The following is a 24,496-nucleotide window of genomic DNA, read 5'->3' on the forward strand; positions in this document are numbered from 1 at the left end:
ATGAAACGTTTCAGTTTGTTGCCGGCAAGGATAAAGCGCCAGGGCGCCCAGAGAAAGCGCAAATCGCAAGATGCATCATTTCGGATTTGGTAACAGTGACCGAATGTCACTGCCAAAGAGCGGGGCAGGTGTAGGGAAGGCCCTTTCGGGTGAACAGGCCTGTTGTAGTGAGCGGGCTTGTCGAATCGTCGCACCGCCCGCGCCGGGCTGCGCAGCAGCCCCAACAAAGCCGCCGCGGATTGTGTGGGAGCTGGCTTGCCCGCGATTGCATCACCTCGGTGTCACTGAAGTGCCGAGGTGTCTGCATCGCGGGCAAGCCCGGCTCCTACAGGAATCGAGGCGTTAGAAAGTAGTACGCACCCCAAACTCCACACTCCGCCCCGGCGCCGGCGCAATGTCGCGCAGGATCGAGCTGGCATAGCGCACGGTCTGGTTGGTCAGGTTTTCGCCATTGACGAACGCCAGCCATTGGCTGCCACCGACATTGAAGCGATAACCCGCGCTCGCGCCCAGGGTGGTGTAGCCATCGGTGCCGCTTTCGTTTCTTGGCACACGTCCTTGGCCGGCGGCGTGTTCCACGTCGATGCGGGCTTGCCAGCGGTCCAGTTCCCACAGCAGGCCACTGTTCAGACGCAGGGGGGCAATACGCGGCAAGGCTTCACCGGTGTCAAGGTTGGTGGCGCGGGTGTAGTCGCCCGACAGTTCCAGCGCGAACTTGCCGTAGGCACCTTCGCCAAGCTTCCAGTGATCCTGGGCTTCGAAGCCGGCGAAACGGGCGCGTACGCCGGAATATTCGTACTCGGGAATCCCGGCGGCATCTTCTTCGCCTTCATCGTTCAATGTACGGCCCGTGCCCAGCAGCCCGATGTAGTTGGAGAAGTGGCTGTAGAACACGCCAAAACTGCCCTTGTGCGTGCCGTTGTCAAAGCGCAGTGCCAGGTCGCTGGACACGGCTTTTTCTTTCTTCAGGTTGGCGTTGCCCAGCTCATAGGTGCCGGTGGCGACGTGGGCGCCATTGGCATACAGCTCGTAGAAGGTCGGCGCGCGTTCGGTGTAGCCCAGGGTCGCGGCCAGGGACCAGATCGGTGTCAGGGTGTAGACCGCGCCTGAAGACAGGCTGCCCGCGGTGAAGTCATTGCTCTTGTCGGCACCGGCAAAGCGTGCATTGCCCTTGGCGTCCGGGTCGACGTTGGTGTGTTCCAGGCGTCCGCCGAGGCTGAGCTTCAGGCGCTCGGTGGCCTGCATTTCTTCGAGGATGAACAACGCGCCGGCGTTGGTATCGGTCTTCGGCACGAAGGCTTCTTCGCCGAGGGCCGAAAACTCGTTGCGCGTCACTTGCGCGCCCACCACACCATTGAATGGGCCGAGGGGTTGGTGACGGGCTTCGACGCGGGCCTCATAGCCTTTGTTTTTGAAGATGGTGCCGGTTTCGCCGCCTTCGATTTCGCGGTGCTCGTAGTCGGTGTAGCCGGCGTCGAGTTTCACCGAGGTGAACGGGCCTTGCAGGTTGCGGATCTCGGACGCGAAGGCGTAGTGATCCTGCTTCATGCGGATGCGCACGTCCTGCTCGGCGGGTGATCCGTAGTTGCTGTCGTAATTGCTGTAGGACAAGCCGGCGTAACCGTCGTCCCAGGTGTAGGAACCGCCCACCGCGCCGCCATCCTGGCGCCCATCGCTGTTGCCCAGGCGGCCGTTTTTGCCGGGGGCGTCTTCGGTGGCCGGGGCGTGGCGGCTGCGGGCCTGGCCAGGGATTTTCAGGTCGTTGAACTCCCGTGCATTGGCGTCCAGGTGCAAGGCGAAGGTGCCGTTGCCGGCTTCCAGTTTGCCCGCGCTGCTGCGGGTGGTGTCGGCGCCACCGTAGCGCAGTTCACCGGCACCGTGGATGCCTTCGATGGCTTCGGTGGGGATGCGGTTGTCGAAGGTGTTGACCACGCCGCCGATGGCGCTGCCGCCGTATAGCAAGGCCGCCGGGCCGCGTACGATTTCAATGCGGTCGACGTTGACCGGGTCCAGCGGCACGGCATGGTCATAGGACAGCGACGACGCATCCAGCGCGCCCACGCCGTTGCGCAACAGGCGAATGCGGTCGCCATCCTGGCCACGAATGATCGGGCGGCTGGCGCCCGGGCCGAAGTACGAAGACGACACGCCAGGCTGCTTGTTCAGGGTCTCACCCAGGCTGCCTTTTTGTTGCAGTGTCAGGTCGTCGCCCTCCAGCACCGTGGTGGGCGAAGCCAGTTGTTCACTGCCCAGCGGGTTGGCGGTGATGACTTGGGGTTGCAGTTCCAGGGCCTGGGCTTCGGAACAGATCAGCAGGGCGGCGGCGAGCGGGGTCAAGCGCCACAGAGAAGAGAGGGACATCGGACATTCCTTGGCAAAGCGGCAGAAAAGAGAAGGCTTAAAACGGTATCGAGCGGGTTGATTTTGATAACTATGGTTACAATATAACATCTCTTTTTTGGCTGAGAAGGGGAACTTTTCTTCAAGGGCTATATTCAATGGGATGCTTCCACCGGTACGCCCCGTCGGCTAAGGTGCGCGGCTGTGTTTCCTCTTTTTTGCAAAAAGGCCCGGCATGACCGCGACAAGCAACGACCCTCTCCACGGCGTGACCCTGCAGCACGTCCTCACCACCCTGGTGGAACACTACGAATGGGAAGGGCTGGCCGCGCGCATTGATATCCGTTGCTTCAAGAGTGACCCGAGCATCAAGTCGAGCCTCACGTTTCTGCGCAAGACGCCTTGGGCCCGGGAAAAAGTCGAAGGGTTGTACGTGAAGCTGATGCGCACCAAACGCCCCAGGGACTGAGCCCATGAAGCGGTTTGTGGCAGCGGCGGCGCTGGCCGGTTGGGTGGGGCTGGCGATCCAGCAATACCTGATCTTCTATTCGCGCTGGTCCAGCGGCGCGAGCCTGCTGGGCGGGCTGATCAACTTTTTCAGTTTCTTCACCGTGCTCACCAACACCCTGGTGGCCGTGGTGCTCAGCTATGCCTTGATGAATAGAGACTCAGCCGCGCGACGGTTCTTCCTGGCGCCTGCGATCAGCGGTGGCATCGCTGTGAGCATCGTGGTGGTGGGCCTGGCTTACAACCTGCTGTTGCGGCATTTGTGGCAGCCAGAGGGTTTTCAATTTATCGCCGATGAGTTGCTGCACGATGTGATGCCGGTGCTGTTTTGCATCTACTGGTGGCAGTGTGTGCCCAAAGGCAGCTTGCGCCTGAGGCATATCGGCGCGTGGGTGATCTACCCGCTGGTGTACTTCGCCTATGTGCTGCTGCGCGGGCATTTGCTCGGGCAGTATCAGTACCCGTTCATCGATGTCGACAGCCTGGGTTATCCACAAGTATTCGTGAATGCCGGGGGGATTCTGGCGGGGTTTGTGGTGATTGCAGTGGCGGTGGTGGGGTTGGACAGGTTGTTGAAAACACCTTCGAGCTGATGTGGGAGCTGGCTTGTCGGGTCGCCGCATCGCAGCGAAGGCGGTGGCATGGCCGACACAGGTGCCACCTGACCCACCGCTTTCGCAGCCTCGCCGGGGCTCGACAGCTCCCACATTGGGGTTCTAGCGTGTCGGCGATATCACTCTTCTTCACTGCCTTCGGCGCGCCAGTAACCCACGGCCTTGAGATAGTCCTCATTGACCTTGTGGGTGTCGAGCAGTACACGCCGCACCTGGCGCGACAGCCTGGTCTCGGTTGCCACGAAGCTGTACAGCGAGCCGCTCGGCAGGGTCAGCTTCTGCACGGTCTCCAGCAAATCATCCTGGCCGCGGATTACCCAGATCACCTCGACATCGGCAGCGCTGTTCAGCACCTGCCGTTCTGCAGCGTTGGCGATCTCGATCACCGTTAGCACCGTGCGGCCTGCCGGCAGTTCCTCCAGGCGTCGCGCGATGGCCGGCAGGGCGGTTTCATCGCCGATCAGCAGGTAGCTGTCGAAGATATCCGGCACGATCATCGAGCCCCGTGGCCCGCCGATGTACAGGTGCTGGCCGACCTGCACCTGTTCGGCCCAGGTGGAGGCGGGGCCATCGCCGTGCAGCACGAAGTCGATGTCCAGCTCGCCGATGCTCAGGTCGAAGCGCCGAGGCGTGTAGTCGCGCATGGCAGGTTGCGGGCCGTCGCCCTTGATGGTGAAGGTCGGGCTTTCCAGGGCCGCCTGTTCCTCGGCGTTCTGCGGGAACAGCAGCTTGATGTGATCGTCGCTGCCCAGGCTGACAAAGCCCGCCAGTTCAGGCCCGCCCAGGGTGATGCGACGCATGCGCGGGGTGATGTCGACAACGCGCAGCACGTCGAGGCGGCGCCGTTTGATTTCGTGGGTCACGCGGTGGATGACTTGCGTATTCATGAGTCTTTCCCGTCTGCGATGGATTGAGCGGTGCGATTGAGCAGCGCCGCGACACGAACGATTTCTTCCGGGCTCCAGCGCCCGTGGTGTGAGTGCAAGGCATGGCGCAGGTTGTGCACCGCCTCGTGAATTTCCGGCGGACGATCCTGGCCGCGCAATGAACGCTTACTCACATCGATGCGCATGCGCACGCCATCCAGGGCAACCGCTTGCTCACTCAAGAAGAGACGACCGGCGTCGGTGATTGTGTAGCGTTTTTTTCCGCCGTCGGCATCGCCGACGATCAAGTCGCTTTCTTCCAGAAAGGTCAGCGTGGGGTAGATCACGCCGGGGCTGGGGGTGTAGGCGCCGTCGAACAGGCCTTCGATCCGGCGAATCAGGTCGTAGCCATGGCAGGGCTGTTCGGCGATCAGTGCCGGCAGCAGCAGCTTCAGGTCGCCGGGTGCGAACACTCGGGGGCCGCGTCCGCGACCGGCGCGCGGGTCGAAACCGTCGCGGGCGTGAGAATGGTCTCTCATGGTCATAGGCTCCAGGTCATATTTAGATATAACTTAAGATATATCTTTGTTCGCCGGCAAGCACCTCTGACGAACGGTCAGCAGCTTGGACTTTCCCGGCAACGGGAATAAATAAAGGACATTTGTCATCCCGGGCAGGGGCGAGATATCGGCAGCCTCGACTACCGCGTGTGGGATCCGCACGTCTAATTGTTTAACGCAGCAGGGTGAGCCGCGCAGGGTAGCGTTGGGGTTTTCGAAAGAGCATCCCCATGACGATTGACGAGTCCTCCCGGGCTTCATTGCAGCCCTTGCACACCCAGCGCCTCGAAGCCCTGTTTCGTGGGTTGCCCACCCTGCGTGGTGTGGCTCAGATCAGCGCCCAGGCGTACCTGGACCGGCACTTTGCCGAGCGCCGATTGGCGGCCAGGTTGATCAGCATCCGCACACCGGATGAAGCATCGCGTCAACATCTGGCTGACTGGCTGCTGAAACGGCTGACGACGGCGGCGCCGGTGCAATTGGTGGACGGCTACCACAGCGCTGCGCAATGGGCGCGGGAGGTGTATCTGCCCGTCGCACTGAGCCTGGCGGAGCTGGAAGCGCTGATCAACCAGTGCGGTGCCCGCTTGCTGAAGGACTTCGCTGAGCACTTGCAAGCCTACTGGCGCGAAGTGGGCGTGGATAACGTCAGCCGCTGGGGCCATGTGTCCCGTGAGCTGCGGGCGCTGTTGCCCGCCGATCAGCCCAGCCAATGGTTGGCGGCACCCGTGCCTGGCGATCCGTTCGACGCCCTGTCCGCCAGCTTTCTGGCCGATCAATTGCGTGCCATTGCCGAGATCGATTGTCGGGTGCCTCGTACGGCCTCGGACTACCAGGCGATGCTGGATTACATCCTCGACCCCCGGCGCTGGTTTTCCAGCCCGCTATCGCCCGTGCAGGCGACCTTGCAGGCCGAGTTGCCCGTGTGGCTGGCCCATGCTGGCGTCGAGGACAGCCTTGCCTATGCACGCCTGCTTCAGGCCCTTGCCCGACAGGCGACGAACACTGGGCATTTCCTCGACGGCATCGGCTCGATCCGCGAGTTTGCCGAGGCGCGTTTAACGGCCTGCCTGAAGGATTACCCGTTCAAACCCAGTGAGGTCCAGTTGCATTTCGAACGGGTTATCGCCGCCGCTGTCCCGGTGCCGGGTGGTTTTATCGCGGGGCAGGTCGAGCCGATCACCGTCAACCTGATCGACCTGGCGCTGGAGAACCTCAGCGGGCTTCCGTTCGAGCCCAAGGCCATCTTGGTCAATGGACAACTGGCACCTGCCGGTGTCACCTACGCGCAGCTCAAGACCTGCGTCACCAACGCGGATGTAGGTCAGGCTTACCCGGCGCTGTTGAAAAGCAAGTTGCTGGACGATCCCGCCGAGGCCGCGCGGCGCGGGCGGTTGTTCAGCGAGCAACTGCGCATCCAGCTGCCGATGCTGGCGCTGGAAATGAAAATAAAAGGGCTCAACGGACTGACCGAGGTCGGTGTTCAACGGGTTCAGGCGATGACGCTGTGGCCCCTGGCATTCCAGGCAGCGCCAGCGGCCAAGGCCGATACCGTGGCGGCGATGTTTGTCCTCGGGCCTGTGGACAGCGATGCCGGCCCCCATCTGCTGTACCGCCCGTTGTTCAGCCCGACGCTGCAAGAGTTTCCCTCCCTCGACGCTTTGTTCGACGCCATCAAGACGCCGGGTGAGCTGCACGACAGGTGCTCGCCTGGCTCGCGCCGGCACGCCAGGCGGTCTATGCCAATGGCGGCTTCCAGAGCCCGCACATCCGGCGTTTTCTGCAGGGTGATGAGTTCACCCGCTATGAAGCGCCGGCGCCGGCGCGGCTCAGCAAGCAGCTCGCGACCGAGCCGCCGGAACATCAGGTGTTCATCGCTACCGCCAACGCGTTGATCACGCTGGCCGACCGGCAATCGGTGAGCAATGCCGAGCAGCGTTGGGCCACCTTGAAGCAGGGTGGCTGGCTGTTGCTGGGCATGCTCCTGCCTTATCTGCGCGGACCATTGCTGCTGGGTGGCTGGCTGGTGCAAGTGATGAGCAGCGCACAAACCGCCGTAGGTCAGGATGAGCCCGCTGCGTTCATGGATCTGCTGGTCAACCTGGCGACGGTGCTGGCACATCAGGCCAGCCCCCTGGAGCCAGCTCGCTTGGCGCGTGAGCCTGCGCTGCGGGACTTCACTCCCATTCGTTGGGCCAATGCCCGTGACCAACTGACCCCGGACCTGTTTGCGCGTATTCAGCGCCTGGTGCTGCCCACGCCCGTTGGCCCACTGCCGGTTGCCGAAAGCAGCGGTCGCTGGCAGGGCTTGTTCCATGCCGGCGACCGTTGGCTGGCGCAAGTGCGTGGCGAGTGGTTCCGTGTGCGCATCGAACATGACCGGGCCCGTGTGATCAGCGCCGATGGCGCCACCCCCGGGCCCTGGCTCAAACGCCAGGGGCAGGGTCGTTGGGACTTCGATCTGCAACTGCGCCTGGCAGGCGGCGGTGATACCGCGCCGGATCCCGCTCTACAAGTCGCACGTCGGCAAGCCCTTGAACAAGCCTATCGACAGGCCGGCCTCGACCGCGCCCGAGCGAGCGTGGCCATGGAAGTGGCGCGCAACCTGGCTCATCAACCGGCTGAGCGCATCAATGAACAGCAGCGCGCCCAGGTTCAGGCCCGGTATATAAAACAAGCGCAGGAAACGCTGGATTTTTCACTGCTGGAGTTGCAGGCGCTCAAGCAACTGCGTGAGCTGGGCCCGCGTCCGCGCTATGAGGAGGATCTGTGCCGGGCGCTGGAAAGTGTGATCCTGACCACGCGCCTGCTGGACAGCCATGCCCGCACGCAGACGCTGGCGATCAATCAACGCATCCGGCCCTTGTTCGACACATTGAGTGGCACGGAAGGTGGAGGTCCTCTTGACCTGCAGGCCCATGCCACGCTGGGGCAGGGCATGCGTGAACTGGCGGCCATCCATGAGCAGGCGATCCACTGGCGCATTCTGGAGCAACGCCACCTGAAGGCCTTGGAGCAGGTGCCCAAATACGGGCGCGACAAAGCGCGGGCACTGAATGCCGACCTGCCGGCCCGCCCCTCTATTTTCGACCTGCAAAGCCTGCAACTGAGCACCCTGTGGGGCATCGCCATCGATGTTCCAGGGCCGCCCCTGGACGATGATTTTTTCGCCAGCATGAACCTCACGGTCAATCGTGCACGTTGGGCCAGCCGCTCCCAGGCAGAACTGGAAAACCTGCCCGTCGAAGCGTCCGAACGCATGGAAGTGCTGGACAGTATTGACCATGTGTACGCGCAGACCGACGACCAGATCGAGTTCTGGCGCGCCATGGCGCCGGAAAAATTCGATCTGGCTTACCTCGACAAGCTGCAACATCTGCTGGCCGGTCTGCACCGGCAGGTGGAAAAGCAACTGACCGTCCTGTTGCAGCCGGAACACGAAGGGGCTGTAGAGGTGGCCGCACAGCCTTCGCGTCGTAAAAAAATCATTCGTACACGCCAGCGCGATTTATGGGTGGTTCAGTCGGCGCCGAGTGGTGAGCAAGGCGCTGAGCGAGCCAGTGTGCATGACGCCGACGGCCAATTGATAGGCACCTTTACGCAAGACGAAGACGGGGTGTGGGACCTGGAACACAGCTCGCCGTCGCCCGTGGCCGATGCCGAACTGGGCCGCTTGTTGAAAAAGGGCAAAGCGTTGCTGACCGGGGTCGATAAGGCCATCGCCAACGTCGAAGCCATGGTCGGCAAGGCCAACGACCCGGCCTCCTTGCAGGAATTGCTCGACGCTCAGGCTCGCAGTCGCCAGTGGGCCGCCGACAGCCTGGGCCGCAAGCTCGCCAGCATTGAGGTGGGTCGCCTGGCGAGCGTGCAACTGGCCAATGCCCGGGCCGTGCGCAGCCAATTGAATGCGGCCGTGGCCCGCTTGCAGGCAGCCGGTCTGGAGGCACGGGTGCGTGCGACGCTGGCGCGGGCGGTCAGTCAGGAGGATGTGGCTTTTCTGCACAGCCAGCACGCCGTCCGCATCATTCGCCAGGGAGCGCGGGTAGCCCTCAAAGGGCGACGCGATGACTTCCTGCAAGCGTATCGGGTGGAAGATGCACACACCGGCAAGGCTGTGTGTTTCGCGCATTTTCACTACGCGCGCAGCCAGGGTCCGGACGATCACTTCACCGCCGCCCACCTCAAGAGCCCCGAGCAAGAACGCCTGGGGCGCCAGGCTCAAGCGCAAGTGGAGGCCGCGGCGTTCGAGCGCATGCGCCAGGGCCAGACCGGACGGGTGCGGCAAACCCTGGAGATTCGCCGCTCGCAGATTCAGCTACCGCTGGCCCGACGCCTGTTTTTCAGCGCTGAGGAGTGACGGCGGCAGGCACTGGGTGTAGGCGCCGGGTTGCAGGTAGGGCATCAGGATCGGTGCCATGCCCTTGAGTACCTGCACCGGCAATGCCGAAGTAAAGGTGAAGTGCTCGGCGGACTGGCCGGGCACGAAGGCGGTCAGCGTGCCGAAGTGATGTTCACCCAGGTAAAACACAAAGGTCGCAGTGCGGTTGATCGACTTGGAACTGATGATCCGGCCGCCTGCGCCAATGGCCTCGATACGGTTGTCACCCGTGCCGGTCTTGCCGCCCATCGCCAGCGGTGTGCCGTCTTCCAGTTTGAAGCTGCCCGCCACGCGCTTGGCCGTCCCGGCGTCCACGACTTGGGACAGCGCGCCGCGCAAGGCCCTGGCCACTTCCACCGGAATCACCTGTTTACCGGGCGCCGGGTCGTTCACTACCTGGGTCTCATAGGGTGTGCCGGCGGCAAAGTGCAGGGTGTCGATGCGCAGCACTTTGGGGCGCACGCCATCGTTGAGGATGATTCCCATCAGTTCCGCGAGGGCGGCGGGGCGGTCGCCGGAACTGCCGATGGCGGTCGCCAGCGACGGCACCAGATGGTCGAAGGGATAGCCCACGGCTTTCCAGCGCTGGTGAATGTCCAGAAACGCCTCGATCTCCAGCATGGTGCGGATGCGACTGTCCCGCGCACGCTGATGTCGGCTCTTGAACAGCCAGCTGTAGACCTCCTGGCGTTCGAACTGGCTGGCCTTGACCACGTCGCTGAAGGTTGCGTCGGGATGGTTGAGCAGGTAACCCATCAGCCACAGGTCCAGGGGATGGACCTTGGCGATGTAGCCCTGGTCCGGCAGGTCGTAGGTACCGGGGCCGTAGTCCTTGTAGAGTTTGTCCAGGCGCTCGTCGGTGAGTTTGATCGGGCTTTTCACTCCGGTCATGTGGGAGCGCACGAACAGGTTGAAGCTCTCCTGGCTGGCGCTGGGCAGCAGGTAGCGGTGCACGGCCGCCAGGCGAATCGGCGTGGGCCGCAGGCTGTCGAGAAAGGTATCGAGCCTCGCCTGGGTGTCCTTCTTCTGGTATTTGCGCCAGAACTTGCGCAGGAACGTGGTGCCTTCGCGGTCGGCAAAACCGGCGAGGTATTCCTGGCGGCGCGGGTCGTTGTCATCCTTGAGCAACTCGGCGCTGTTGTTCTCGCCGGAGTAGGTCACGTAGCGCACCAGATCACGCATCAGGCGAATGAAGGGCAGGTTGATCGACTCGCGCAGGGCGTCCCGCAGGGTCGGGTTGCGCCCGTTGTCCTGGCTGCGGAAGTTGTGGAAGGTGTGCAGACCGCCGCCGGTGAAAAAGCGTTCGCCGGGGCTCGCCGAATAGGTGCGGTCGAGGGCGGCGTCGAGCATTTTTTCCAGGGATTTGTCCGGTGTCTGGATCAGATAATCGAGGGCCCAGCGGCTCAGGCGGTCCTGGTCATCCACACTGACTTTTTTCAGTTCAGCCGGGCTTTTTGCCGCGTATTTGTCGTGCAGCTCGCTGATGATTTGCAGGTAGGTAGTGAGTACCCGCAGTTTCGCGGTGGAGCCCAGTTCCAGCTTGCTGCCTTCGTTGATATCGAAGGGCTGGTCGGTGTTGTCGGTTTGCACACGTACCCGTGAGCCGTCGGGTGTCAGCTCGAACAGGGTGAAGCTGTAGCGCACTTGCGCGGTGCTGGCCGGGGTGAGCAGGCGTTCGCCGAGCAGGCCGATCTGGCGCGCGTACTCGGGGTCGGCAAGGTGCTTGAGGTAGGCACTGACCTGGCCCTGCAACTGGGCTTGCAACGTGCTGGTGGCGGACAGGTCGAGGCGATCCAGGTCGTAGAGGGGCCGGTCGAGCAGGGCAGCCAGGCGGCTGCGGGCCACGCTGATGCCTTTGTTGGTTTCGATCGGCTGAATCGTCGGCTGCTGCGCCCAGTCGCGGTAGGTGACGGTACTGGCCAGCGCAACCTTGAGCAGGGCCGGGTCGATCACGCCGTTCTGGGCCAGCAGGCGCAAGTGACTGTCGGTGAGTTGCGCCAGTTCTTCGCGGCCCTTGGCCAGGTAATGGGAAGGACGGCGCTGGGCGATGATCAGCGACAGCACCTGGCGCAACGCCAGGCCTTGTTCGGCATTCACCGGGCCGGCCAGCGCCTGGTTGACCTGGTTGAAATCGGCGCCGTACCACACGCGCAACCCCTCGGCCATGCCATGCACTTCGCCGTGCCCGGGCACCGCCGACAGCGGCACGCTGTTGAGGTAGTCACGCAGAATATTCTGCCGCGCCGCCAGGGTTTCGGGCCCGTCGTGGTAGGCGCGCACGGCGGCGGAAAACATCTGCCGCAGCTTTTCACTGCCGGAGAGCGTGAGGCCATCGGGCGAATGACGGTATTTTTCCAGCTGGGTCGCCAGGGTGCTCCCGCCGGCACTCTGGCCGGGCAGGTGCAGCAGCTTGGCGACTTGCGACCAGGCCGCCTTGGCGAAGCGCGGCCAGTCCACGGCGGGATTGGCCTGGGGTTGGGCGGGGTCGAGCAGGTCGCGGTTTTCGATGAACAGCAGACTGTTGACGACCAACGGCGGGATCGCGGCGAAGCTTGAGTACAACTGTTGCGGATAGTTGTACTGGTACAGCGGCACCGCCCGGCAATCGGTGATCGACAACCCGGCCTGGATCTTTTCCGCATAGGGCACGAACAGGCCTTTGGCGCTGTAGTCCATCAACGCGGGGGAAAAGCGCGACTGGGCTTCGATCACGTAGCCGCGCTTGAGCAGGCGTGGCAGGAACGTGTCGAGGTCGCTGTAGCCCAGGCGCCGGTCGAACGGGCCGGCGCCGGGATAAGCGATCGCGTCACTGGGGCCGGGTTCGACCCGGTAAGTGAGGTCGCGGGCCAGACGGCTCAGTTCCTGGGCTTGCAGGCGCGAGGTGCGCATCTCTTTGGCGGCGGCAAAACCCAGGGCAATCAGGGCCATCAGCACGATGAGCCAAAACAGCCGACGGCCATAACGGGGCCCGGGTTTATTTTGGGGTGACGGCGCTGGGTCCGAACTGCCTTGTACTTTCGCAGCCTTGGTCGAGTCGGTTTGCCACAGTGCGCCCATAGTCGATTGATCCCTACACGCAGATTGATCGGACTTGCTTGAAGCGTAGTCGCTGGGAACGCTCTGTGAGGGAAATGTATGGATGGCGTCAGAAACCCCGAACGGCAGGTAGTCCGTTGCCTGGCGTGACGTTTTGTCGCGCCAGGCAGGGCAAATGCTCCTGTAAGGTGCGATTTCTGCACGTTCTTTACCTGAATTGTCCTGTCTTTATAGTGAAAGAGCCTGCTCCGGGCTTTTTATACTGCTCGCCCGCTGATCTTGCCCGGCAAGAAGGCGCCGTCCATGAGGCGGCGCAGGTTTCGGCAAGGGCCCGGGCTTACCGGCCTGTTCCCTGGAAACTCGACGGACAATCCAATAACAAAATGAGGTTGTACCCCTATGCCAGTCGGCAACCCACTGCCCCATGGCGAGACCGCTCAAGGCGGCCCGCTCAAACGCGAACTCGGTGAACGGCACATTCGCCTCATGGCCCTCGGCGCCTGCATCGGTGTCGGCCTGTTCCTCGGCTCGGCCAAGGCCATTGAAATGGCCGGCCCGGCCATCATGCTCTCCTACATCATTGGCGGCCTGGCGATCCTGGTGATCATGCGCGCCCTCGGTGAGATGGCGGTGCACAACCCGGTGGCGGGGTCGTTCAGCCGTTACGCCCAGGATTACCTCGGCCCATTGGCGGGCTTTCTCACCGGTTGGAACTACTGGTTCCTGTGGCTGGTGACGTGCATCGCCGAGATCACCGCCGTGGCGGTTTACATGGGGGTGTGGTTCCCCGATACACCTCGCTGGATCTGGGCCCTGGCCGCGCTGGTCAGCATGGGCACCATCAACCTCATCGCGGTAAAAGCCTTTGGCGAATTCGAATTCTGGTTCGCCCTGATCAAGATCGTCACCATCATTGCGATGGTCATCGGCGGTGTCGGCATCATCGCGTTCGGCTTCGGCAATGACGGCGTGGCGCTGGGCATTTCCAACCTGTGGACCCACGGCGGCTTCATGCCCAATGGGGTGCAGGGGGTGTTGATGTCCCTGCAGATGGTGATGTTCGCGTACCTGGGTGTGGAAATGATCGGTCTGACTGCCGGTGAAGCGCGCAACCCGCACAAGACCATCCCGAGCGCAATCGGCTCGGTGTTCTGGCGCATCCTGCTGTTCTACGTCGGTGCGCTGTTCGTGATCCTGTCGATCTATCCGTGGAATGAAATCGGCACCCAGGGCAGCCCGTTCGTGATGACCTTCGAGCGACTGGGCATCAAGACCGCCGCCGGTATCATCAACTTCGTGGTGATCACGGCGGCGCTGTCGTCGTGCAACGGCGGCATCTTCAGCACCGGGCGCATGCTCTACAGCCTGGCGCAGAACGGCCAGGCACCGGCCACCTTCGGCACCACCTCGAACAACGGAGTGCCACGCAAGGCACTGTTGTTGTCGATCTTCGCCTTGCTGCTGGGCGTGTTGCTCAACTACCTGGTGCCGGACCAGGTGTTCGTCTGGGTAACGTCCATCGCCACCTTCGGTGCGATCTGGACCTGGCTGATGATCCTGCTGGCCCAGCTCAAATTCCGCAGAGGCTTGAGCCCGGCCGAACAGGCCGGTCTCAAGTACCGCATGTGGCTGTATCCGGTCAGCTCGTACCTGGCACTGGCATTCCTGGTGCTGGTGGTGGGGTTGATGGCGTACTTCCCGGACACCCGCGTAGCGCTCTACGTGGGGCCGGCATTTCTGGTGTTGCTGACGGTGCTCTTCTACGTCTTCAAGCTGCAACCCGCCAGCGCCGAGCGCGGCTCCCCGCAATCGGTCTGACCCTCAATTGGCCCGTTGCGCACCGCTGCGGGCCGCACGGGTCAGCTGATCGATCAGGCGGTTGCGTTCGGATTCCTGTTTTTCCTTGATCGACTGGCGCCGCTCCTGGTAATCCATGGAGCGGACGTCGGGAATCTCTTGCTTCAGTGCTTCAAGTTTGCTGCGGGTCACTTCCTCGATGGTGGTGAAGGGTTCCGGGATGCTGCGTGCCAGGTAGTTGATCCAGAAGCTTTCCATCAGGACAGCGTTCGCTGCGCCATTGGTCGATTTCACTGCTGCCATTGCAGTGGCAATGCGGGCCAGGTCCTGCTGAGTGAGGTCGTTGCCCGGTGCGTAAAGCCGCTCCTCATGCTGCAACGGCAGCCTGTAGTTCACTCGGAAATGCAGCCGCAGGTACAGTTTGACCTCGATATCATCGGGCTCTGGTCCTTCAGGTCCGCGCGCATTGCGCAAGGCCGTCAGATGGTCATCGGCCAAGTTGTCCAGTGTGCGTAGATAAAACAGACCTTCGGCCAATTCCAGCAGATCACGGTTGGCCTGGTTGGAACTGGGGCGTTCCATGGCCTGGTGCTGCCTGTGCAGGATTTCCATGTTGCTCAACGCCAGAATGGCGCCATCGCCGCACGTGCCGGCGAGGTACGTATTGAGAAAAATCTGTTCGCGCAACGCGTGGGATTCAGCCATGCCGTGCAGCACGCGCCAGACCCTGGACACCAGCGCCGGCCGTCGCGGCAGGCTTCTATAGTCGTGGGCCTGGGTCAGATCCCGCAGGACCCGGAAGACATCGTCCGGGCTCGCCCCCTCATGCCGTTGGAGTTGCTCCCAGACGACTCTGCGTTGCCCATGATCGGCAGGCGGCACACCGGCCAGCCACGGCGTGAAATCATCCACCGACGGCTGTACATGCAAGGTACCGGGCATCGCCCCGCCGAGCAGTATGCGGGTGCGCTGATGGTACTCGGTCAGTCGTTGCAGGGTCGGGGGATCCAGGGGGTTCTCATGCAGGATCGTGCCGCGATTCGTCCTTTGCATGGCCGCGTTGGTGAACAATACCTCCGGCACAGTGGTAATACGGTTTTCCTGCAACAGCAGGCTGTGCAGCTGGGTGAGATGTTCGGCACCGATGGGCCATTGGCTGATGCCCGTGTTTTGCAGATTCAGGTTGAGCAAGTAGTGCATGGCCGAAACGTCGGGCGTCAGTCCCAGCGGGTTGCCGTCAAGATTCAGAATTTCCAGGCGTGTCAGGCCGGCCAGGCGCTGGCGGGATTCATTTGTCAGCACAATCTGGTTGTCACTCAGATCCAGGTGTTCCAATTGCACCATGTCGGTGAGGCTGTTCGGCAGGTCGGTGAGCATGCAATCGAGCCGTAGCGACTTGAGACCGGCGAATTTGCTCAAGAAGGCGTTACCGGTAGGAGGAAAACCGTCGCTGGAAATCTTCAGGTAGTCGATGTGTTCGAAGCCCCTGGTGCCGAGGATGAAGTCGGGATCAGGCAGGGTATTGGCGTCCAGTTGCAATTCCAGCGTGTGAGCGTTGAACAGCCCCCCGGCGATCATTTGCTGCGTTTCCCTGCGCCAGGCACGAAGAATCTGCTGCCCTGCATACCTGCGTCGTGCGAGGTTCATGCCCAGTGGGTCATCGTCATCCAGGGGGGAATGGTCGGATGCCCATTTCTCCAGCCCGAATTCGAGGCTCGCGTACTCTGCCTTGCGTCGGTCCAGCTCCAGCACGACTTGCGCGTCGTTCATGCCCAACGAGTCGATAAAGTCATTGGCCGCGGCGCGGTTCATGCTTGGATAGAGTTCGCGCACCCTGGCTACGATGTCCGCCGGCTGGTTGCCGCCGAATGGCCATAGATTGCTCAGACTGAACGGGTAAGCGGTGAATGTGCTGTGTATCGGTACCGGTGGTTGCAGCCAATAAGGAATATGCGGCAAGCCCAGCAAGCCCTTGATGGCCACGCGCTGGTTGAAGGCCAGGTCGGCGATCGCGTTACGCAGCGGTGTGGTGTCGCCACTGTCGTCCAGGCCCAGGGCGTGGCGCTCGTTGTCGTCCAATCCATGCCAGAGGGCGGTGAGCAGATCGGTACTCTCGGCCACCGGCTTGCCCCCGGTGTCGTAGGCTTGGTAGCGCCCGTCTGTCTGCGCGAGGACCTTGCGCACAGTGCCGCTCAGGTGCCCGGCACTTTCCAGCAACGGGCCGCCGGCGTCGTCTCGATGAATATCGATGCGCAGCTGGTCGGGCCAGCCGGGGACATGCTTGAGCAGGTGCAGCATGATTTTTTCGCTGTCCGGGTTGTTCAGTGTGGTCAGATACAAACCTTCGAAGGCGCGGTTCAAGCGCAGGTCGTGGCTCGTCAGCCTGGCCTGTTCTTCAAGGCGCAACGGAATTGGCCCCCCCTCGTTCAGTTGCTTGAGTTCTTGGGTGGTCGCATGTTCGATCAGGGCCTTGATGGCGCTGCTGGGCATCTGTGGATAGTGATTGCGCAAGCGGCCTTCCACGCCATTCCCGTTGGGTTCGCTTTGGGCGTACAGCATTTCGAAGAGTTGTCCGCGTTCGCGGTGCGCATACTCGGCGATTTTCTTTGCCAGTTTGAACAAGCGCTGCTCCTGGCCTTCGGGCAATTCGCCGAGCAGGGCACGGGTCAGCATATCGTCGCTCACCAGGCGAAGCAGGGGTTCCAGGCTGCGGCTCTGCTCGCGTGACATGCGGATTTTCTGTGGTGCGTGGGCGTTGGCCGCAGGGTAATGGGTGATGGTTCGACCGGCCTCGTCATGCACTTCCAGAACATGGCTTTTTGGCCATTGGGGCAACGCGCACACCAGCAGTAATTGCAGCGATGGCCGTGCTCTGCCTGCTGCCGAGTAGTGGGTCATGGTTTTGATGAAGTGCAGGATCTCTCGCTCGATGGCAAAGCGTTTGCTGCTGTCCTTGAGCAACGGAGGCGGCGGCAGGCCGGCGCAGTGCACTTCGCGCAAGGCGCGGGCCGGTGTGTCAGTGACCTTGACAATGCGTTCGGCGGTCGATGGGTCAACATTGAAGTCGGAACCGCCCAAGCGTGAGAACAGGTGATGGTCGTCCCATGTCAACGGATTTTCGCTTTCCAGACGCCAGGCACCGTGGCGATTGTGTTCAAGAAGCGGTGTCTCGACGCCAACCTTGTTCGGATGCTTGAGCCGCCACTTGCGTACGTGCAGGTCATGGATCACGGGATAAAACGAACCGTAAAGCGGCATTAATTGGCCGCCTTGCCAGTCATACAAACCTTCGGAATTGGGCTGCAAATCAACGGGCAGTACCGGATTCTGCTGATATTGGCGCAACGAATTATCGAGCAGCTTGACCCGCCCGGCAGGGGTGCGGCGTTCACTCATCAGGTCCGCCAGGGTCTGGCGCAAGCCCCGGGTGTCGCGGGGCGAGGTCATGCCCAGCAACCTGCGCTCATGGGGTTGCAGCACCGAGTCGATGGCCAGGTAAAAACTGTCAGCGTCGGGCGATACCGGAATAGGCCCGCCATTGCGCATGTCGTAGGCTTCGTAGCGCCCGTTACCGTAATGCAACAGTTCGACGGTGGTGTCCTCGGGTCCGGTGTTGCGGTAGCGATTTTGCGCGTTGCCATCGACGAATTCGGTCACGACGAAGTGACGATCCAGGCGCTCCAGCAGCAGGCCGGTGGCGAGTTCCCGAGCCCACCGGTCGGCGGCGTGATTGAATGCGCGTGGGTAGTACAGCTCGTCGAGTATGGCGTCGATATGCAAGGCGGTGCGGTAGTGCTCCAAATGTTCACGTACGTCGACCTGCAACGGTTCTCCCTTGAGATAGGCGATTTGCTGTGCCGGGCTCAATGGTTTTTTTTCCAGCAACTGCTCAAGGCTGGCCAGGCTCAATGGCGGGAATTGCGCGTGCAGCTTGTTCAGCAACGGTGTCACACCCTCGGACGCCGCCTTGACGGGCACGAATACCCGTGCCGGATCGTCGGCGGGCACTTGGGCCCGGGCCTGGCCGGCGTAGCGGGTCAGAGCCTGGAACAACGCAATCCGCTCCTTGTTTGCCAGCCCGCTGATTTGCAGGCGCAGGCGTGCGATACGCTGGGCTTCGGTGAGACCGGGGCTGCCTTCCTTGCCCAGGGTCGACGTCGCGGGCTGCTGACGGAGGATCAGCTCGAACAGTGCGTCCTGGGTGGCCACCGTGGTGTCCGGCGCGTCGAGTGCGATGTAGGTGCCATCGTCCTTGCGTTTGAGGTTGATCGCTCGCGCGGCGTCGATGTTGGCCGCATGGCTTTCGATCAAATGACCTCTCTGGTCATGTACATGGATGATCGACTCGGCGGGCCAGCCGGGCAGTTGCGTGAGCAAGCTGAGCACAGCGCTGTCGGCATGGGCCGGCATCGTGCCGCTGCGGTGAAAACGGCTGCTCAGTTGCTCGATGACCCGGTCGACCTGCACGCGCCGGCTGGCTTCGATCAGGTTGACCGGTGGTGCCTCTCCCGCCCAGATACGATCCAGCGTTGTGCGGGACACGCCGGTGCTGCGCAGCAGGTTTCGCATGTGTTCTTCGGACACGGGCGCATCATCGTGGGGAAACATTTGAGCGAGCAGTTGGGCATCGGAAAGCTGGCCGGCGCTGTGCAGGTCCAGTCTCCAGGCTTGCAGCGCGGGATTGAACGCCACCGGCGCAGCAAAGCCGTTGCCATTTTTGCGTTTGAGCACGAAACCGGCGGAGGTTGGATTTGCCGTGACTTCGGCCACTACCTGTATGGCGTCTTGCTGCACACGCACGTACTGCCTGCCGTCGATCTGATACAAACCCTGGGCGTCAGGCTCCTTGCCCGCGAGCAGGTTCCGGTTGGCGATCGCATAATGGGCGAGCTGCGGCTTCCAGAGTTCGAACGTTCCGTCGCTGCGCGGCACCTTGCGGGGATCGCCGAGGCGTTGCAGCAGGTTTTCCATGCGCTGGCGGTGCACGCGCCCTGCGGTAGAAATCAACAGACCATTGATTGCCAGGTCCGCCACGTCAGACATGGCGGCTGCGAAATCACCGGCCCGGCCTTTGGTCGCCTCATTGACGCCGGTGATCAGGCTGTAGGCCAGATTGCCGAACACCACCCCCTGCATCAGCCGGTTCAAGCCGGTGACGCCACCGGGCATGGGGGTCATCAACAGCTCCATGACCTCACTGGCAATGGCCGCCGCACCGTCGATGAGCCCCTGCAAGTCACGCTCCGAGCGTTGGGTGGCGAGCATGCCCAGGTTGGCCTGATAGTGCTGGATATGACGAAGGCTGACCGCTTGCACCAGCGTCATTGCACGCGCCGGTTTGGGGTCATTGACGAAGCGGACATGTTCCAGGGTTTGCGCGGGGAACAAGGTATGAAACGAGTCGTAGAGAAAACCCGCAAAGCCGGTCAGGCCCGATGGTCGCGGCTCTTCGTGCAGCAAGTCTTTGAATTGATTGATCTCGGTGATGGGTAGCTGTCGCGAGAACCACTCCAGATCACCTTGTTGATGGCTGCTCTTGAGGTCGGCATGGAATTGCGCGCCGGCGCTTCGGGCGTCGGGGTGATAGCGCAAGGCTCCCCCCGGGCGAAACGGGAAATAGGCAATCACGCCAAGGCTGCCCACACGAATCAACAGCAAGGGCACCGGGATGCGGGTACCGGAGGGGGTAAACGGCACGGCCGGCAGCAGCGTGAGATCCAGATTCATGCTCAGCATGTCGAAAGGCAGCGGCGCCCCCGTGTCTTCGATCGTGGTCACCAGCGCTTCATACAGGGCTTGCGTGACGCCACTGCTATTACGGTTGCGGTAGGCCTCCAGTGCTTCATACCGCAGGTGAGCACGGGTGCTGGTCTCGATCAAACCGTGCAGCTTGCCGCCAGCGCCCAAGGTTGCGGCCAAATCGACCTGCAGTTTTCCACCCAGGTCCAGTTCGCGACAGATGCTGATGAATTGGCTGACACTCAGTTGCTTTTCGTCCACACCAGTGAGGTAGGAGGCGTCGACGTAGCTGTGGCCGGAGCGTTGGGGATTACCGGTGCCGAAATCGAAGTTCAGGCAAGCGGCCTCCCACAGCGAAAACCTGGAAATATGACTGCGGTATTGGGACTCGTCCAGGGCACGCTCGGGGCGCGGCGACTGCGGTGTCTCGTCGACGGCTCTGTTGCGCCGCTCCCAGGGCAGTGGTACGTCGATTTTTTCCAGGTAGCGGGTGTTGATAAAGATGGCTTCCGGGTCGAGGCCGCCCAGTTTGCTGCGCAACAGTGCCAGGCCGTTGTGCTTGAACGCCTGGATCAGGCGTGCATTTTCCGTTTCGAGTGCCTTGAGTGCGGCAGTCGCTTCCCGTTGCAGGCGCACGTAGTCGCGCTGCTGGACGAGGGTCAGACTATTCAGTGACTGCGCCAGCGTTTGACGCAGCAGTTCCAGGGCCTGTTGCCGGCCCCAGGGTTCGCTGGACTGCAATTGGCCGGACGGGCTATTGAGAGGGTGATCGGGCATGAGCCATTTCCTTACACAGTGAGACGTGGAAGGAAATGGAAGCATCCGCCCGCCTGTGGCAAGGGCTACCTATATAACGTGCGTCGATTCGTGGCGCCGTTCGAATGCGCTCAGACGGCGCTGACCCGTTTGGGTGCCGGCTTGAGCGACTGGTCCAGCTGCTTGTTGAATTCCAGCCACAGCGCCAGTGCGGCCATTAACAGGGCGCCTACCAGCGCGGTCAGAATCTGCATGGCGAACGCATCGTCGGCCAGGGCGTTGATCATGTCCGCCAGCGGCGCAAGCACCACGCCCAGGCAAAATACCTCCAGCGAATAGCGCCCCATGCGACAGAGATGCTGGGCCAATCGTCCCTCTGTCCAGATTCGGCCCGGCAGCAGTTTGGCCGTCACGTAGGCCAGGGCGAGGAAGTGCAGCAGGCGCACCGGCGATAGATCGGTCTTGCTGATGGGGTAGATCAGGTCGCTGAGCCACGCCGGCATTACCGCGTCATGAATTTCGGGCCAGCGCCACGACAGGGTGATCACCCCGGTGACCAGCACATAGGCCAATGCCCCGACGAATATCGGCTGATGCTTCAGTGGTCTGTTCTCGACAGACCGTGGCTGGCGGCTGTGGATCGCCGCCGCGCCACCGAGCACGAACAGCAGTTGCCAGGTGACCGGGTTGAAGTACCACACGCCATCGGCAATGGCCCGCAGATTCCAGCCCATCCACGGTGCCAACAGGTAGATGGTGGTGGACACCGCCACCACCGCCCAGGTCTTGCGCAGCATCAGCGGCAACACCAGCGGCAGGCCGGCCAGCAGCACGATGTACAGCGGCAGCGGGTCCATCAGGTTGGGCTTGAAGCGCAGCAGCAGTTCATCGGTAAGCGCTTGTTGCGGGTGGGTGACGAAGTGCGTCAGGCCCATCTCTTCGACGAGGTCGCGGGTTTCCACATGGCTGTTGGCGAAGAACACGATGCCCATCAGCATCGCCAGCAGGAAGATATGCACCACATACAACACCCAGGCACGGCGCAGGATTTTCAGCGAGGCAATCCAGTAGCCGTCGCGTTGCAGGATCTTGCCGTAGGCCAGCACGGCGGCATAACCGGCGAGGAACACGAAGACTTCCGCCGCATCGCTGAAGCCGACGTTGCGCAGGGTGATCTGGCCGAGGGGGTTGTGGGGGACGTGATCCCAGAAAATGAAGATCAACGCCAGGCCCCGAAAAAAATCGATGCGCGGGTCGCGTCCGTTCAGCATGGCAGCGGGCTCTTGAACAAAAGGTTTAGTAAAGACAGGCGAATGCGCGTGTTGTCGTACGCCGCACGTCGGGCCGGCGCAGGTTGGCGGTATTTGTAAGCAATTGCAAAGGCGGGATATTACTGAATGTAAAGCCTGCCCGGTGCCGGGCAGGCCAGGGGAACATCACGCGGCGCTGGCTTCGTGGGGTTCGAAGCTGTCCGCCCGCGCCATCTGCCACATGCGCGAATAGAACTCGCCATTCACTTCGCCGGTGAGCAATTCGCCGGGTTTGAGGAACACATGCAACTGCGAGAACAGCTTGATCTCGGTCGCCGACATGCGTCGCACCAGGTGTTTGGCCGACAGTTGCGACGGATGATCCAACCCTGCCGCCGCAAGCATTTCCGCCAGCGCCTTGAGGGTGTTGCGGTGGAAGTTGAACACGCGCTGGGCCTTGTCCGGCACCACCAGCGCGCGTTGGCGCAGCGGGTCCTGGGTGGCCACGCCGGTCGGGCATTTATTGGTGTGGCAGCTTTGCGATTGAATGCAGCCAATGGCGAACATGAAGCCGCGCGCCGAGTTGGCCCAGTCGGCGCCGATGGCCAGCACGCTGGCGATGTCGAACGCGCTGACGATCTTGCCGCTGGCGCCGAGCTTGATCTTGTCGCGCAGGTTCAGACCCACCAGGGTGTTGTGCACGAACAGCAAACCTTCACGCAGCGGCACACCAATGTGGTCAGTGAACTCCACCGGCGCGGCGCCGGTGCCGCCTTCCTTGCCGTCGACCACGATGAAGTCCGGCAGGATACCGGTTTCGAGCATGGCCTTGGCGATGCCCATGAACTCCCACGGATGGCCCAGGCAGAATTTGAAACCCACCGGTTTGCCGCCGGACAGTTCGCGCAGTTGGGCGATGAACTGCATCATTTCCAGCGGCGTGGAAAATGCGCTGTGGCGAGAGGGTGAAATGCAGTCCTCGCCCATCAGGATGCCGCGTGTGTCGGCGATTTCCTGGGTGACCTTGTGCTTGGGCAGGATGCCGCCGTGGCCGGGCTTGGCACCCTGGCTCATCTTGATTTCGATCATCCGCACTTGCGGGTTCTGCGCCTGCACGGCAAAGCGTTCCGGATCGAAGCGCCCGTCGCTGGTACGGCAACCGAAGTAGCCGCTGCCCAGCTCCCAAGTCAGGTCGCCGCCGTGTTCGCGGTGGTACGGGCTGATACTGCCTTCGCCGGTGTCATGGGCGAAGTTGCCCAGTTTGGCGCCCTGGTTGAGCGCGCGGATGGCGTTGGCGCTCAGCGAGCCGAAACTCATCGCCGAGATATTGAACACCGAGGCCGAGTACGGTTGCTTGCATTGCGGGCCGCCGACCATCACGCGAAACGCGCTGGGGTCGCTCAGTGGCGCCGGGCGCATGGAGTGGCCGATGAATTCGAAGCCCGACTGGTACACATCGATCAGGGTGCCGAAGGGCTTGTCGGCGCTTTCGTTCTTGGCGCGCGAATACACCAGCGACCGCTGGGCCCGGGAGAAGGGCAGGGCGTCGCTGTCGGACTCCAGCAGGTACTGGCGGATTTCCGGGCGGATGGCTTCCACCAGGTAACGGATATTGCCCAGGATCGGGTAGTTGCGGCGCACCGCGTGGGGACTTTGCAGCAGGTCGAACAGGCCGATCAGGCTCAGCACGCCGGTGACCACCGTGATGGGCCACAGCCATTCATGTTCGATAAAGGGGAGGCTGGCGAGGGTGAAAATGACGCACACGGCAAAGAAGGCGTAACGGCTTAGTAACGACAGGCTCATACGGTTTTCCTTGGGTTCGGACTCATCGGCTAGGCGTTTTGCGCCTGTAGAAAGATCGAAAACAGCTCCGACTGGGATTTGATCCCCAGCTTGCTGTAGATGTGTTTCTTATGGACTTTCACGGTTTCCACGGAGATTTCCAGCTTACGGGCGATTTCCTTGCTGGAGCAACCGCTGAGCATCAAGCGGCCCACGTCCAGCTCGCGGGCGGTGAGTTGCGCGCCCCAGTCGTCATTCTGGAGCGGTGGCTGCGGCACGCTGACTTGGCTGAGTTCATGGGGCAGGCGCTGGCGCAGCAGGCTCAGCACCCAGGGCTGGATCAGTGACAGCAGGGCGATTTGCTGCGGATCGAAGCGTTGGTTCGAGCCCAGGGACAGGCACAGGGTGCGACCGTCCGGCAGGTGGCAATTGAACTGGATTTCATCGGCCACCACGTTGAGGCGGAAGTAGCGCTGGTAGTACTCGGTGAGTTCGAAATGCTCCGGCGCGACGTCGGCCAGGCGAACAAGCCCGGTGTGGGCACGCTCGCGGCTGGCGATGTAGAAGGGGTCGAGCAGGTACAGGCCGTTGAGGTAGTCCTGGAACAATTGGTCCGGCGTGCCGTCGGCGCCTGGGCATTCGGCGAACACCAGGGGGCGGTGCGCGCTGCTGAACAGCAGCGCCACCCAGCTGTCGGAGGGCACGTATTGGTCCAGCAATCGGACAAGCTGGGTCCAGAAGTTGGGCTGGTCCAGCGCGTCTATCATTTGCCCCACCGCACGGTGCCAGGCGATGTCTTGCAGCGACATGGTCATTGATCTACCCCTATCGGGTTACCCCCGCCGCGTGATTCCCTGGTGGGTTGAGG

At 62.3% G+C, this 24,496-nt stretch carries 12 protein-coding genes; 4 read left to right on the forward strand and 8 right to left on the reverse strand.

The genetic code is table 11. The annotated features are described in order from the left end of the window. Window positions 1-342: 342 nt before the first annotated feature. Window positions 343-2,361: a TonB-dependent receptor gene (locus ACW9IB_RS20895; RefSeq protein ID WP_457365102.1), complete on the reverse strand. Its 2,019-nt coding sequence runs from the start codon at window positions 2,359-2,361 to the stop codon at window positions 343-345. A gap of 214 nt (window positions 2,362-2,575) precedes the next feature. Here ACW9IB_RS20895 and ACW9IB_RS20900 point away from each other — a divergent pair, with 214 nt between their 5' ends. Next, complete coding sequence (locus ACW9IB_RS20900) at window positions 2,576-2,809, forward strand: VF530 family protein (protein WP_457365101.1); 234 nt, start codon at window positions 2,576-2,578, stop codon at window positions 2,807-2,809. A gap of 4 nt (window positions 2,810-2,813) precedes the next feature. Further along, complete coding sequence (locus ACW9IB_RS20905; RefSeq protein WP_457415332.1) at window positions 2,814-3,440, forward strand: Pr6Pr family membrane protein; 627 nt, start codon at window positions 2,814-2,816, stop codon at window positions 3,438-3,440. A gap of 140 nt (window positions 3,441-3,580) precedes the next feature. On the opposite strand, the gene ACW9IB_RS20910 is transcribed toward ACW9IB_RS20905, so the two are convergent. Then, entirely contained in the window at window positions 3,581-4,348 is a 768-nt protein-coding gene (locus ACW9IB_RS20910) for a siderophore-interacting protein (protein ID WP_457415335.1), read from the reverse strand. Beyond that, window positions 4,345-4,866: a PadR family transcriptional regulator gene (locus ACW9IB_RS20915; protein WP_457415337.1), complete on the reverse strand. Its 522-nt coding sequence runs from the start codon at window positions 4,864-4,866 to the stop codon at window positions 4,345-4,347. Before ACW9IB_RS20915 ends, ACW9IB_RS20910 begins: the two co-directional genes overlap by 4 nt. A gap of 251 nt (window positions 4,867-5,117) precedes the next feature. On the opposite strand from ACW9IB_RS20915, the gene ACW9IB_RS20920 reads away from it, so the two are divergent. Further along, a complete protein-coding gene (locus tag ACW9IB_RS20920; RefSeq protein ID WP_457415340.1) occupies window positions 5,118-6,782 on the forward strand; it encodes a dermonecrotic toxin domain-containing protein in 1,665 nt (554 codons plus the stop codon). A gap of 2,420 nt (window positions 6,783-9,202) precedes the next feature. Here the strand turns inward: ACW9IB_RS20920 and ACW9IB_RS20925 are convergent. Further along, window positions 9,203-12,322 carry a transglycosylase domain-containing protein gene (locus tag ACW9IB_RS20925; RefSeq protein ID WP_457415342.1) on the reverse strand — a complete coding sequence of 1,040 codons (3,120 nt, stop codon included), beginning with the start codon at window positions 12,320-12,322 and terminating at the stop codon, window positions 9,203-9,205. Between the two features lie 378 nt (window positions 12,323-12,700). Here ACW9IB_RS20925 and ACW9IB_RS20930 point away from each other — a divergent pair, with 378 nt between their 5' ends. Continuing rightward, entirely contained in the window at window positions 12,701-14,119 is a 1,419-nt protein-coding gene (locus ACW9IB_RS20930; RefSeq protein WP_457415343.1) for an amino acid permease, read from the forward strand. Between the two features lie 3 nt (window positions 14,120-14,122). On the opposite strand, the gene ACW9IB_RS20935 is transcribed toward ACW9IB_RS20930, so the two are convergent. The 4 genes from ACW9IB_RS20935 to ACW9IB_RS20950 form a co-directional block, all read right to left on the reverse strand. Beyond that, window positions 14,123-20,614, reverse strand: coding sequence for an NEL-type E3 ubiquitin ligase domain-containing protein (locus tag ACW9IB_RS20935; protein ID WP_457415346.1), 6,492 nt, complete (start codon window positions 20,612-20,614; stop codon window positions 14,123-14,125). Window positions 20,615-20,724: 110 nt separating this feature from the next. After that, window positions 20,725-21,864, reverse strand: coding sequence for an OpgC family protein (locus tag ACW9IB_RS20940; RefSeq protein ID WP_457415347.1), 1,140 nt, complete (start codon window positions 21,862-21,864; stop codon window positions 20,725-20,727). 165 nt (window positions 21,865-22,029) lie between these two features. Beyond that, window positions 22,030-23,649 carry an FMN-binding glutamate synthase family protein gene (locus tag ACW9IB_RS20945; RefSeq protein ID WP_457365092.1) on the reverse strand — a complete coding sequence of 540 codons (1,620 nt, stop codon included), beginning with the start codon at window positions 23,647-23,649 and terminating at the stop codon, window positions 22,030-22,032. A 29-nt stretch (window positions 23,650-23,678) separates the two neighbouring features. Further along, complete coding sequence (locus tag ACW9IB_RS20950; RefSeq protein ID WP_457415350.1) at window positions 23,679-24,443, reverse strand: response regulator transcription factor; 765 nt, start codon at window positions 24,441-24,443, stop codon at window positions 23,679-23,681. Window positions 24,444-24,496: the final 53 nt, after the last annotated feature.

The organism is Pseudomonas sp. SDO524_S393, assembly GCF_054071875.1.

Excerpts from the sequence above, each read along its gene's own strand:
- ACW9IB_RS20915 (WP_457415337.1), bottom strand. The coding sequence starts at position 4,866 with ATGAGAGACCATTCTCACGCCCGCGACGGTTTCGACCCGCGCGCCGGT.
- ACW9IB_RS20905 (WP_457415332.1), top strand. The coding sequence starts at position 2,814 with ATGAAGCGGTTTGTGGCAGCGGCGGCGCTGGCCGGTTGGGTGGGGCTG.
- ACW9IB_RS20900 (WP_457365101.1), top strand. The coding sequence starts at position 2,576 with ATGACCGCGACAAGCAACGACCCTCTCCACGGCGTGACCCTGCAGCAC.
- ACW9IB_RS20895 (WP_457365102.1), bottom strand. The coding sequence starts at position 2,361 with ATGTCCCTCTCTTCTCTGTGGCGCTTGACCCCGCTCGCCGCCGCCCTG.
- ACW9IB_RS20940 (WP_457415347.1), bottom strand. The coding sequence starts at position 21,864 with ATGCTGAACGGACGCGACCCGCGCATCGATTTTTTTCGGGGCCTGGCG.
- ACW9IB_RS20950 (WP_457415350.1), bottom strand. The coding sequence starts at position 24,443 with ATGACCATGTCGCTGCAAGACATCGCCTGGCACCGTGCGGTGGGGCAA.
- ACW9IB_RS20920 (WP_457415340.1), top strand. The coding sequence starts at position 5,118 with ATGACGATTGACGAGTCCTCCCGGGCTTCATTGCAGCCCTTGCACACC.
- ACW9IB_RS20935 (WP_457415346.1), bottom strand. The coding sequence starts at position 20,614 with ATGCCCGATCACCCTCTCAATAGCCCGTCCGGCCAATTGCAGTCCAGC.
- ACW9IB_RS20945 (WP_457365092.1), bottom strand. The coding sequence starts at position 23,649 with ATGAGCCTGTCGTTACTAAGCCGTTACGCCTTCTTTGCCGTGTGCGTC.
- ACW9IB_RS20910 (WP_457415335.1), bottom strand. The coding sequence starts at position 4,348 with ATGAATACGCAAGTCATCCACCGCGTGACCCACGAAATCAAACGGCGC.
- ACW9IB_RS20925 (WP_457415342.1), bottom strand. The coding sequence starts at position 12,322 with ATGGGCGCACTGTGGCAAACCGACTCGACCAAGGCTGCGAAAGTACAA.
- ACW9IB_RS20930 (WP_457415343.1), top strand. The coding sequence starts at position 12,701 with ATGCCAGTCGGCAACCCACTGCCCCATGGCGAGACCGCTCAAGGCGGC.